The 12948-nt window shown below is 46.2% G+C and carries 9 protein-coding genes and 1 pseudogene; 5 read left to right on the forward strand and 5 right to left on the reverse strand.

The genetic code is table 11. From position 1 onward, the window contains the following. The coding region (locus tag C7379_RS07415; protein WP_116616728.1) for an IS30 family transposase at nucleotides 1–523 on the reverse strand (523 nt) is incomplete at its 3' end. Nucleotides 524–814: 291 nt separating this feature from the next. On the opposite strand from C7379_RS07415, the gene C7379_RS07420 reads away from it, so the two are divergent. Next, the gene (locus tag C7379_RS07420; RefSeq protein ID WP_116616729.1) at nucleotides 815–1735 is read left to right on the forward strand and encodes a hypothetical protein; all 921 of its coding nucleotides are present in this window, start codon (nucleotides 815–817) and stop codon (nucleotides 1733–1735) included. After that, nucleotides 1716–3998, forward strand: a complete 2283-nt coding sequence (locus tag C7379_RS07425) for a hypothetical protein (protein WP_165815044.1) — start codon at nucleotides 1716–1718, stop codon at nucleotides 3996–3998. The genes C7379_RS07420 and C7379_RS07425 overlap by 20 nt, the downstream gene beginning before the upstream one ends. A gap of 178 nt (nucleotides 3999–4176) precedes the next feature. On the opposite strand, the gene C7379_RS07430 is transcribed toward C7379_RS07425, so the two are convergent. Together C7379_RS07430 and C7379_RS07435 are read right to left on the reverse strand one after the other, a co-directional pair. Then, complete coding sequence (locus C7379_RS07430) at nucleotides 4177–5562, reverse strand: BspA family leucine-rich repeat surface protein (protein WP_243406749.1); 1386 nt, start codon at nucleotides 5560–5562, stop codon at nucleotides 4177–4179. A gap of 307 nt (nucleotides 5563–5869) precedes the next feature. Further along, nucleotides 5870–6810, reverse strand: a pseudogene (locus tag C7379_RS07435) (IS30 family transposase). A 256-nt stretch (nucleotides 6811–7066) separates the two neighbouring features. On the opposite strand from C7379_RS07435, the gene C7379_RS07440 reads away from it, so the two are divergent. The 3 genes from C7379_RS07440 to C7379_RS12955 all read left to right on the forward strand — a co-directional run bounded on the left by C7379_RS07440 (nucleotide 7067) and on the right by C7379_RS12955 (nucleotide 9954). Continuing rightward, nucleotides 7067–7378 carry an integrase core domain-containing protein gene (locus C7379_RS07440; protein WP_116616731.1) on the forward strand — a complete coding sequence of 104 codons (312 nt, stop codon included), beginning with the start codon at nucleotides 7067–7069 and terminating at the stop codon, nucleotides 7376–7378. Nucleotides 7379–7672: 294 nt separating this feature from the next. Next, complete coding sequence (locus tag C7379_RS07445; protein ID WP_243406750.1) at nucleotides 7673–9751, forward strand: outer membrane beta-barrel family protein; 2079 nt, start codon at nucleotides 7673–7675, stop codon at nucleotides 9749–9751. Further along, nucleotides 9751–9954: a cysteine peptidase family C39 domain-containing protein gene (locus C7379_RS12955; RefSeq protein ID WP_262500762.1), complete on the forward strand. Its 204-nt coding sequence runs from the start codon at nucleotides 9751–9753 to the stop codon at nucleotides 9952–9954. Before C7379_RS07445 ends, C7379_RS12955 begins: the two co-directional genes overlap by 1 nt. A gap of 316 nt (nucleotides 9955–10270) precedes the next feature. Here C7379_RS12955 and C7379_RS07455 read toward each other — a convergent pair whose 3' ends face one another. Beyond that, complete coding sequence (locus C7379_RS07455) at nucleotides 10271–12004, reverse strand: M6 family metalloprotease domain-containing protein (RefSeq protein ID WP_116616733.1); 1734 nt, start codon at nucleotides 12002–12004, stop codon at nucleotides 10271–10273. 27 nt (nucleotides 12005–12031) lie between these two features. Beyond that, complete coding sequence (locus tag C7379_RS07460; protein ID WP_116616734.1) at nucleotides 12032–12829, reverse strand: EFR1 family ferrodoxin; 798 nt, start codon at nucleotides 12827–12829, stop codon at nucleotides 12032–12034. Nucleotides 12830–12948 lie beyond the last annotated feature (119 nt).

The raw sequence follows: 12948 nt of genomic DNA on the forward strand, positions 1-12948 counted from the left end.
GGTCTACGATCAAGTCCATCTCAAAATCTCCGAATCTCTTTCCGTCAACTTCCTTACTTCTTTCATGGATGCTCACCCTGTCTTTGATTGGAAGAAGTCTGCCCTTGGGACGATGCCTATATTTCATCTTATGCCTTGTGTGCTTGGCAAGTTCCCCTGATGTGTCATTGTGGATGATGTTATAGATGGATTGGTGGGACACCTTTATCCCCTCATTCATGCGCAGATAACCTGATATTTGTCTTGGAGACCACTGGTCATTGATGATATATTCCTTGATTCTCCAGACCAATTCGTCGGAGAGTTTGGCGTTCGTTACCGTCCTCTTTCTGCGCTGCATGGCCATATCGTGCGCCTTCGTCCAGATATACTTTACCGATGGCGTCCTGTTTCTCTCAAGCTCACGACTGATCGTAGCCTCACTCGTGCCCACAATGCGGGCAATTTCTTTTCTCGCTTTTTTCTTTTGGAGTAAGGCAAAAAATTGCGACCTTTGCTCCGAGGTTATTTGATGATATTTCACAATACAAAGTTAATTAACCTTTGGGAGACTGCAGTCTCCCCTTTTTATTTGTATTGCTGGTTGTTGTTTTCCTCGCCGAGAGATGCAGACGTTCTCGAAGCGTAGCGAGAGGTTGTCTGCATCTCTCGGCAAGGGGGTACTCTTTTATTGCACTTCGATTTTTAATCTGCAACGCGACTCGTGTGTTCTGGCTCGAATATGGTATTTTTTTTGCCTTCCTTGCCTATATTTGTCCTCATTGTTTTTGTTGTTAGTCAATATTTTTATAATTTTATTCAAAAATTCCGGAGAATGACTAAACTTTGGACATCACTCTTTTGTATTTTGCTCCTTGCAGCTTGTGGTGGCAGGCAACCAAACGAAGTTGCCACCCGCAGCATTTATTACTGGCGCACCACTTTCCGACTTGATTCTGCCGAGCGTGCCTTCCTTCACATGCACCATGTGAAAAAACTCTACGTCAGATATTTCGACGTGACACCAGACGACGAGATGCACCCCATGCCCAATGCCACAACTGCCTTTGCCGACACCCTGCCGCAAGGTGTCGAGATTGTGCCAGTGGTGTTTATCGTCAATCGCTTCCAAGCGGGAAGCATTGATGACATAGCCGACCAAGTGTTTCGCCGTATTCTACAGATGAACGAAACGCACGACATCAAGGGCATCAAGGAAATCCAAATAGACTGCGACTGGACCATGAGCACGCAGAAACGCTATTTCAGTATGCTCCGACGTATGCGCGATCTCTGCCACGAACATGGACTGACACTGTCGGCTACCATCCGTCTGCATCAGTTGTCGCTCGAAGTTCCGCCTGTGGACAAAGGCATCTTGATGATGTACAACACCGGCGATTTTACCCAACTCTCCGTCCACAAGCCCATTCTTGACATGAAAGACGTGAGACCTTATCTGCACAGTTTGTCCCGATACAAATTGCCGCTCAACGTCGCTTACCCGCTATTCACGTGGCGTGTGTTGTTCCGCGATGGCAAATATGTGGGTATTATGCATGGTGATGACGATTTTCCCGTGTTGCAGGGCGACAGCGTAGCCACGCGCCAGCCTGAACTTGATGACATCATGGCTGCCCGGCGGGCTGTGGACAGTCTGCGCCCGGAGGCCAACAGCGAGGTGATACTCTATCATCTCAACAATAAGAATATCAACCGTTTTACTCCCAACGACTATGAAAATATCTATCAGTAGCATTAATTTTCGGACAGGATTAGTTACCCTGATTCTGTCTCTGATGCCCTGTCTCGGCGCGATGGCATGCGCATTTGAGGGGCCTACCCACAACTATTACCTTTTCAGCGTGTTTCATCGCAGCTTGATGGGAGATCGTTTCGGAACCGAGACCGAGGTGTTTTGGAACAAATATGTCGGCAACGATCCCCGTTTTTCTTCCTATCGGTGGAGCCGGGAGGTGGTAATGGATGTGGCCAAGCGCAGGGGAGACACCGAGATGATGGCCTACCTGAGGTTGCTCAATTCCTACATCGATGCCTCTGTCTTTTACGACGCTTGGGAATATCCGTCGAAGGAGAAAATTGCCCAGAGCCAGGCCACCATGCGAGAACTTCAGGCTGAGGCCCGAAAATACAAGGGAAAAAGGTTTCGAGCGCAATATATGCTGATGGTGATGCGCACGCATTTCGCCCTGAAACAATATCGCGAGACCATGAACTGTTGGACGCGGCAAGGACAAAAACTGCCACAAAGCGTCTACCGAGACCTGATGCAAAACCTCTATGCGGGTTGTCTCTTGCGCCTTGGGCAACGTCGTGAGGCAGTGGAAATCTATGCTGCGCAGGAAGACTTCGCAAGTTTGCAATACAGCGTGCGCAACTATCGCAACCTTGCCGGTATCAGCAAGGTGTTTGTCGAAAATCCCAATTCGCCCACGTTGCTCTATCTTGTGCAGGACTTTGTGAACAACTTGCAGGAAACGCAGGATGTCTATGCCAACGAATGGCTCTCGAAAGAAGTTTATCCAGAGGATTCCGACAAGGTGAACTGGATTAGGGAGATAGGTGCACAGCCCATCTATAAACCCGAAGCTCGGCAGTTTATCGATTTTGCCCGTAGGGTGGTGGCCAGTGGAAAGAGCCGTACGCCCTGCCTCTGGATGTCGGCCATAGGTTGTCTGGAGCACCAAATGGGCGACTATCAACGGGCTAAAATCGACCTCGCCAAAGCGCTCACCCTCAACGGAACGCCGCGCATGAAGGACAATGCGCGCGCCATCTTCGCGGCCAACTCGGTGTTTGTGGAGCCGATGAAAAGGAAGTATCGCCAATGGTTGGCGGCCGAATTGCAGTGGCTCGATGCCAAGTCGAAGCAGGATATAACCGACAGTGTGCTGACCGACGACCATTATCGTGACGTGAAAGAACGCATCGTGTACAACGGATTGGTGCCCCGCTATTTCAAATCGGGCGACCGCACGATGGCCATGGCGATGCTCTGCATGATGGATAACGAGTTCAATCGCATTGTGGGTATGCCCAACTGGCGGCATCCCGACTTTAAAGCTGCCGACAAGCCATGGAACTCAGACTATTGGGGCGAGTATTTCGAGGCTCTCGACAGCGTTAATGTGGAGCAGCTCAAGCATTACGCGCGTTTTCTCAGCAAGAAGCCCAAGGATGCTTTGCAACGCTATGTGTGGGGTAAATGCTATCGCGCTGCCGATTATTACAACGACCTGATCGGCACCAAACTCATGGCACGAGGGATGTTTGCCGAGGCTATTCCCTATCTTGAAAAGGTGAGTATGGCCTTTCTGAATACCCAGAACATCGTGCCTTATGTCCGTCATCGCAGCTATGAGACGGAGCGATGGCTGACCAAACAGAAAGTGGGGGACGAGTTTGAGGGTTACATGCCCCTGCTTACCACAAACCGGAAAGTAGAGTTTTGCCGTCGTATTCTTGCTGCGCAGCACCTCTATCGCAACATGCGGCCATCGGAGCAGCGTCTCGAAAAGGCCTACGAACTGGCCTCGCTCTATTATCAGGCCAGTTATTTGGGCGACTGCTGGTGGCTCACGCAGTATGGTCTCAGCTCTGCGCAAGACAGCACTAAGACCGGCAACATGGACTTCGTGGGCCATGCCATCAACCTGTTGGAAGAGAGTGCGCGCTCGACAGACTTCTCGTTGAAGCAGAAAAGCCTTTACGCCCTGGCTTTTATCCCGCAGGATTCGTGGTATGAGAAAGGGTGGGACGGCACCATCGGGGTATATCACGACCTTAGCAACCCTTCCGTGCATCCTGCTTCGCGACAATACCGAGCCATGATGCGACTCGCGGAATTTGCACACGACAATGCCGAGCGCATCGCCCCATACATCTCCCGTTGTGAGGAACTCAAAGCTTTCGAGAGAACCAGACTGACGACACCCTTCGCATTTTCCCCCTACGATGATTGTCTCTTAGAAGAATTTACTTACCCCCTACTGAATTAAAGATAATCGGTGTCACCCGTAGGGGCGTGATTTATCACGCTCCGAAATATATCCGGGAAATGGTGTGATGCTTCCGGAATTTATCTTCAGTCGTTGTTTGTAACCATTCGAAAACACTCCACTCCGTTCTCCTATAGGAGGGTGGAGTGGAGTGTTGCGTTAGGTTGGGATAGAATTTCTATTTCTGAATATATTTCTTTCCGTTCTTAATGACGATGCCTTTGTAGCTCTCGTTCACACGGCGGCCGCTGAGGTCGTATGCTTTGCCATCGCCTGCCCGGTCGGCAGTCTTCACGTGGTCAATACCTGTGGTCTTGCTTGTGAAGTAACCCGTGGTGGGGTTAGCCATCTCAATGCCTGTTTTGCTTGCGTCGAACGAAGTGTTGGTACCTTTCAGCTTCGTACAGTTATTAAACATATTAACTCCAACTTTGTAACCAACTTTCCAGTTACTGTTGCAGAAAATAGTGGTCAGTGAAGTGCAGTCAGAGAACATGTCGGCCATGTCGATGATTTTTTGAGTGTTGAAGTTGCTTACATCAAGTGATGTCAGTGCCTTGCAATCAGAGAATATTGTGCGCATGTCGGTGACCTTTTCGGTGTCGAAACTGCTCACATTGAGCGATATCAATGCCTCGCATCCAGAGAACATACCATACATATCGGTGACATTTTCGGTGTTGAAGTTGCTTAGGTCGAGCGATGTCAATGCCTTGCAGTTATAGAACATGCACCACATGTCGGTGACCTTTTCGGTGTCGAAACTGCTCACATTGAGCGATGTCAATGCTTGGCAGCCAGAGAACATGCGGTACATGCTGGTGACGTTTTGGGTATTGAAGTTGCTCACATCGAGCGATGTCAATGCCTCGCAGTCATAGAACATGTTGAGCATGTTGGTGACGTTTTGGGTATTGAAGTTGCTTAGGTCGAGCGCTGTCAATGCGTCGCAGCCATCGAACATGTAGCGCATGTCGGTGACCTTTTCGGTATTGAAGTTGCTCAGGTCGAGCGATGTCAATGCTTGGCAGCCATTGAACATGTAGCTCATGCCGGTGACGTTTGCGGTATTGAAGTTGCTCAAGTCGAGCGATGTCAATCTCCGGCAGCCAGCGAACATGCCACTCATGTTGGTGACGTTTTCGGTATTGAAGTTGCTCAGGTCGAGCGATGTCAATACCCAGCAGTCAGAGAACATGCTGCCCATGTTGGTGACCTTTTCGGTGTTAAGATTTCGTATGCCTTTGATGTCCTGCAAACTGATGCAATATGAGAACCAGATGCGGGTGCTGGTGGGGCGGTACCCGGAAAAGGAATCGTCGAACACAACGTGCTTGATTTTTTCAGGGGCGTACGTACTATAACCTGTCCAAGCAGGATGGTTTCCATGTTCGGGAATATCAAAGACGAGACCATAATCTCGATGGATGGTGCGCTGATTGTCATAATAGAAAGTGAGTGTCCCGTCTGGCGTTAATGCCGCATAAGCCTCTTGTGCTGACACAGGCAGGCTACCCGAGACCGCCAAAAGGGCGACGAGGAGTGAAAGTAGATAATTTCTCATGATGATTGGTTTAAATGAATAATAAGAAGAGGTCATCCGTCCGTCTTGTTTCCCAAAGGGGGCTTGGGCAAACTCGTGACCGTGAATAATTATCAATTGCGTATTGCAGTAAACATTCTTCTTTTCGTGAACAGATGATGTTCCTGCATCGAAAATCTCACCTTAGCCATATCGGTTGCGTATCGCAGAAGGTGAATACGAACACAAAAGTAAATATATAAATCAGAAAAACAACGGTTTACCCTAAAAATATTTGAACGATCAATCGTTTCAAGTCAAGGCGTAGAGTCAACCAGCAAGTGCAAAATTACAAAACGTGTTTGAAGAACTCGCACATAGGTGTAGAAAAGTTTAATTTTTCTCTCGGTCTTTCGTTCAGTTTCTTTTGTATCGACATAATTCTCTTGTCTGTGTAATGTTCAAACGAATCCTTTTTCGGTATATATTGTCTGATTAGTTTATTTGTATTCTCAATAGCTCCCTTTTGCCATGAGCAATATGGATCGGCGAAGTACACGGGCACGCCTAAGTAGTTGGTAATATCCTTATGTGCCGCAAATTCAGGTCCGTTGTCTGTTGTAATGGTCTTCAGGCATTCCTTGTATGGCAGCAACAGTTTTCTGACGCCTTTGCCAGAGGCTTTGCCTGCTTCCCAAATGGCAGTTTCTGCATAAGCAACATATTAGTGGACTTCTCCACCAGCGTGAGTATGGCATGCTGGTCAGGGTCTACGATCAAGTCCATCTCAAAATCTCCGAATCTCTTTCTGTCAACTTCCTTACTTCTTTCATGGATACTCACCCTGTCTATGATTGGAAGATGTCTGCCCTTGGTACGATGCCTATATTTCATCTTATGCCTTGTGTGCTTGACAAGCTCACCTGTTGTGTCATTGTGGATGATGTTATAGGTGGATTGGCGGGACACCTTTATCCCCTCTTTCTTGCGCAGATATCCTGATATTTGTCTTGGAGACCACTGGTCATTGATGATATATTCCTTGATTTTCCAGACCAATTCGTCGCAGAGCCTGACGTTCGTTACTGTCCTCTTTCTGCGCTGCATGGCCATATCGTGCGCCTTTGCCCAGATATACTTTACCGATGGCGTGCTGTTTCTCTCAAGCTCACGACTGATCGTAGCCTCACTCGTGCCCACAATGCGGGCAATTTCTTTTCTCGCTTTTTTCTTTTGGAGTAAGGCAAAAAATTGCGACCTTTGCTCCGAGGTTATTTGATGATATTTCACAATACAAAGTTAATTAACCTTTGGGAGACTGCAGTCTCCTTTTTTTGTTTGTATTGCCGGTTGTTTCTTTTTCCTCCTTACCTTCAGAATTGCGGATAAGCGAGGATCAAGATTCCAGTACCTTGACGGACTGAAGGATGTCATCGGCTTGCTTGGCAGGGAACACGAACCAGTCATCCTGTATACCGACCGGGGAAGCGTCTATGCCTCAATGGCATATGGGGAGCTGGTCAGGTAGGCAAACATCACAAGGTCGATGTCAAGACCAGGCAAGGCCACCGACAACCCTGTCAATGAATCACTCAACGGATGGATAAAGGAAGAACTGATAGCAGACTTTCACATCGACAAGTTGAGAAACGAGTTTGATATAGCAAGGGCTTTCGAGCAATATGTGGAATACTGGAATACACAAAGACCATGCTATGCCATAGCATACCATATGCCAAGGCAATATTTTGACTTGTACCAACAGGGTAAGCTCAAAAAAGAGAACATGTTTGAAAACAAGGTGCTCACAACGGTACCCAAGTTCGTGACGGTAAAAAAGCAAATGGCTGAAAAATGAAAAGAATAAGGATAAAAATATATAAATATGAAGACAAAAACAAGAAAAAAGAACAATTATGTATACTTTTGAAAATAGAATTTAATAATAACTTTTTTTGTGTAAACTTTTGAGGGCTATTACATGTAGAATTCCTAAACAAGTATGTTATAGAGATATTGTAAGAAAATATGGTACCAAACATTGGGATTATCCTGACGTAAATTGTCCAAAGTGCTTATGAAAAAGTATTTTTACATTTTTTGTTTTTTGCACTGTGCACTAACGTGCTTTGCACAGAACAAACATACCTTAATGTCAGACTCAATAAAGCTTTCCGAAGTAACTGTATTAGCAGAAAGACCATTTGTTCAACGTAAGGCAGACAGAATGATAGTTAGTGTAGAACATAGTAAATTATTAAAAGCTCGTTCTCTTTCTAATATTTTGAGTTTGATTCCTGGTGTAAGTTATGATGGTGAAGGTGGCGTTACCATCATGGGGAATGGCATCAAGATATATGAAAATGGAAGAATGGTAAAACTAAGTGGTGCACAACTTAAAAGATATTTGTCTTCTTTACGTGGCAATGACATTAAGAGTTTAGAGATAATGCCTCAAGCAACAGCTGAGTATGATGCGGAAGGAGGAATGGGAATTCTTGTTATCAATCGTCAGAAGAAGCATGATTATGGACTTTCTGGTTATGGAGGTAGCGAATATGAACGAAAAAGTAAAAATTCATTCTCAGAATTTACAGGATTAACATATTCGTGGGGAAACTTTGCTCTTTATGCTAACATGATGTTAGGGCAGTCGGAAAGTCTAAGTAAAATAGCTGAAAGTGACGATGGACGAAATATAACAGTTAATAGTATATCTGAAAGTACAGATAAAAGTCTATACTATATGGCTAAATTGGGTTTTGACTTTTATATATCTCCCAAGCAATATTTAGGTGTTGAATGGTCTGGTAATTACGCAAAAGATTATTCCAATGACTGTTGGGTTCATTCTACTATTACCGACAATAGTCCTTATCAAACAAGTATTAGGAGTTATGCTCCATATACATTAAAGTCTAATACCAATAATGTTACATTAAATTATGAATGGAAAACAGATACACTGGGTAGTAAACTAACCATTATTGCCGATTATGCAGGAAGAAGAGAGCATGATTTGTACGAATATGAAAATAAATATACTTTAGGCATAAGTTTGGATAGCATTATATCTAAGTCGCAACCCTCATTTGAGTGCGTAGATATATATAGTGCACAAGTAGACTTTGCAAAGTATTTTAACCATCATCAGTTTACTTTTGGTGCCAAGTATGTCTATGCCGGCATTGACTATATTAGTAAGTTACACCTCGGAAATACCACCTTAGATGGAATGTTGTCAGAAGAGATTAACCAACGAGACGATTTCAATTATTTTGAGCAACAATATGCAATATACGGAATGTATAGGTACACATCGCGACCTTGGGATGTTCAAGTGGGGCTACGTAACGAATATACGGAATGGAATACCCGACAAAGGGTAAAAACTCAATTGCATAGCAGTAGAAACGACAATAAAATCTTCCCATCTTTCTTTGTAAGAAAAGACATGGGGCAAGGAAATGCTTTGTCGCTTAGCTATACGCAATCGATAAATCGTCCATCGTACCAAATGGTAAATCCATTTATTTTTCATCTGTCCGAAACATCTTATAAGGAAGGTAATCCTTATTTAAAAGGCGAATTGCTATACAATGCAGCATTACAATTCGTTCTGAAATCAAGATATATTTTCTCGTTATCTGCACTTTTTATCGATAGGAAAATTAATGAGATATACGAGCAGATTGGAGAGAAACAAACACGCTACACCTTAAAGAATGATGGAAATTCAAAGAGGTTGGCTTTATACTTGGAAATACCCTTTACGTGGGGCATATGGAATTGTAGAAATAATGCCGAGCTAAGTCAGAGTATATATCAGAATAGTGATAAGCGTGTCAATGATTTTGGCGTTGTTCTATCAAGTATTAATCGTTTCAGGTTGTCAAAACAACTTACCGCGATGGCAAATTTACGCTATATCAGGCATTATAAACGACTTTATCTTATTCAAAAGACAGATTACTTTGGTGTAGATATTGAGGGAGATTATAATTGTTTGAAAGACAAACTAAATATTAATTTTGGTGTAAATGACTTGTTAAATAGTAGAGGAAAGAATCAACAAATATTCAAAAATGGTAATTTTGAACACCTTTCAGACTTTAATTCTGTTTCACGAAAGTTCTTTGTTAGCGTAACGTTTAGTTTCTCGGCTGGATTAAAACGAGCAAGCCAACACTATAAGACGCATTCTAATAGAGAAGAAAAAAAAAGAATGTAATGGGTAGTTTCCCTTTGATTAGGCAACATGATTCGATGGAGTGTGGTATCACATGTCTTGCGATGGTACGTAAATTCTTTAGAATGAAATATTCAATAGAATATCTTTCTAGAATTTGCTTTGCAACCACAGAAGGAGTCTCACTACTTGGTATTAATGAAACAGCTTTACAACTTGCGGTTACCTATGGCAAAATCAGGTAATGGTTTGGTAACTGAACTTCTGCCTAAATCTGCATATTCCTGCTCATTTTGAAAAGAGTACTTTTATGCAAATCGTTCTGTTTCTCACTCATTATCAGTTAGGTTACACAAACATCGATTTTTCTTCATATTCAAGGATTAGTTGCATTGCCATCGCTATCTAATCGCATTGCCATTAGTGCTTGAACGCAAGCAGGTGCTGTCTTAAATTTTGTGGTGTGGGCAACCTAAGGACGCCCCAAAATGAGCCACGCTTTTTCATAATGTTGAGTGGTTGCTTTCCGCCGTGGACGGTTTCTGGAAGGTGCCCGTATGGTTACTTCACAAATTTTTTCCCGCCACGTATGTAGACGCCCTTTGGCAGCGCCTCTATCGACGTGCCCATGCGGCGGCCGTCAATGGTGTATATCATCTTGGCTAATGACGGGTCTATATGGCGCTCGGCTATGCCGGACGGCTTGAGATGCTTCAGATAGTCTATGTACACGCAGTCGTCCTTGTACGTGATGTTGTAGACGGGCATGTCTGGGGCGGACACGCGCCATTTGGCGTTGGGCAAATCCATGCTCTGTCTGAACGTGGAGTCGGCGTGCTCGTCATCCACCCGAAAGATGTCGCCGTTCACTTGTTTGGCGTAGTCGAGGCGAGAGATGGTGTTGCCCGAGGTCTTTTTGCCAATGCTGTAAGACGATACGAGACGACCGTCGGCCGGCACGACAGTCATGCGCGGTTTCCCTACCTCGTTGTTCACGTCGTTGGCCATCAGGCTAAAGAGGTTGGCGTCGTAATTGACGTGGTAGATTAATAACCCCTTGGTGGATGGGTCGTACACCACATTGTCTTTGCCTTTATACCATGCCATGCGTTTGTTCCACCCCTTGTCCTCGAAAAGCTGCAACACGAAGTACTCGTTGGCGTCGTTGGGATTGACCACTTTGACGGCGTTGGTGCCCCCCGACACGCTGCCATCCAACCTGACGTGCGCCGCTTCGGTGAGCGTGGGTATATGGTCCCAGCCCATGGCCTCGCGCTCCCACGCCGTGTAGGCTGTCGGACAAAAACCTCCGCCCACATACTCGCCTCCGTCCATCAAGTCCCAGTCTTCCATGCCTTGGTTGTCGTGTGTATCGTCCAGTGTGGTGGGATAGAAGTCGGGCAAGCCCAAGCAGTGTGAAAACTCATGACAGAAGAGGCCGATGCCGTTTATTTGATCGGTGCTTTGGCCATAAAGCTCATTGCTGATGCCACCTTGGTTTACCCCTTTGCCGTCAAACTTCACGTCGCTAAACCCCAAAAAACGTTTGGGCCACATGGTCTCCACCGCGCCGCCAGAACTTTGACCTTGGCCAGCGTAGACCACGTATACAAGATCGATGTTGCCATCGTTGTCTTGGTCGTATGGCGCGAAATCCACCGTTCCGTCCACGGCCGCGCAGGCATCTTTGAGTAGCTGAATGTGTCGTTCACCTTGCCCGTTAGGGTCTGTTCCACCGTAATAGGCCATCTTCTCAGGCAGGGTGATGGGCCCTTGAATGTCAAATTGTGGGCAGAACCTGCCATTGCTCTGTGCCATGAAATACTGCTTCACACTGCCATAGTTGCGGTTTTCGCCATTGCCCAGGTTTCGTGGATGGCCATCTGTTGCGTTGAAATACTGCTCGAACGATGCTCGTGGGTTTTTCAAGGCAAACTTCTTGTCCTGGTATTCGGCCAATATGACTAACACTTTGGGCGAACCCGTGTGTGGGAATATCGCCGTGGATGTTGCTATTGGCTCGCGGCGCATGGCTCGCGCGCGAGTGGCTTGGCGTGCGCGGGTTAAGTAAGTGGTGGGGTCTACGCTCAGCTTTTTGAAGTCGTTGCCGTGGCGTTCGAGGATGTTGCCATTCATGTCGGTGTACCACGAGAAGGTGTCGTCGCCGTGGAGTTGCACGGTGATGGTGGTTCCATTGCTCTGCACGAAGGTCATGGGGTAGGGCCATGCCTTATGCGCGTGTGCGCATAGCGTATCAAAGATTGCGACAAGGAGTATAAGTAGTGATTTTTTCATGATGTTTGGGGTTATATATGCTGATGGTCATGCCATGTCATTCTCTTCATGCCGTTGATGATTGAAGAAATATTGTCCCTTTCGTCGTGTCTGCCGACCGAATTCAATGGCGTGCGTGGGGCAGTGGTGATAGCATGTGAAGCAGGTGAGGCACATTCCGTTGTGCAGCCATGTGGGCGTATGGCTCGGCTCAGCCGCGATGTCGTTGACTGGGCAAACCTTGGCGCACGTGCCACATTTGAGGCATCGGTCTTGCACCACGTGAAACGGTTTGTCGGTGACAAGATATTTCACGAATACGCCCCCGATGAGTCTTGAGTTGATCTTGGGCCACCTGCCAATGTGCAACGGTTGCTTGTTTTCTTGCCTGTTAACGATGGCGCGCGTGGCTGTGTCAAGCTGGCGGTCGGCCGCCTCGAGTTTACGACGCTCGTCCTTGGCGTTGTCAACGTCCATGAAAGGCACGCCGACGTAAGTCTCGGGCATGACGATGGAGAAGGCGGCAGAAAGTGTTAGGCCACGCTTCTCAAGGTCTTGGGTCAGGATGTCGATGGTCTCACCAATGGTGTTGCCCGCCGTGCAGAGCGCGTAGACATAATGGCCGTCGGCTTTGAGCGTGATATTGCCAATGAACTGGCGCACAATTTTGGGCGGCCTCCATCCGTGCACGGGAAAGCAAAATCCCACTCGCTCGCCGGATTTCAACTGGTAAGCGTGGGCGTTGTCAAGATGATCTGCGATAAATACGAGCTGCTCGTTGGTGGCTTCGGCCAATCGTTTGGCGGCCCACAAGGTATTGCCCGTACCCGAGAAATAGAATATCATGTTGCAAAGTTACTAAAAATAAGGCAAATGTCGCATCCGGAATTAATAAAAATAATGTGTTACACATCTTGTATCTCTTCTCAGGCCAACGATGTAGAAGATGATGAAAAACGACCTTC

Source organism: Hallella colorans (assembly GCF_003096815.1).
Taxonomy (GTDB): Bacteria; Bacteroidota; Bacteroidia; order Bacteroidales; family Bacteroidaceae; genus Prevotella; species Prevotella colorans.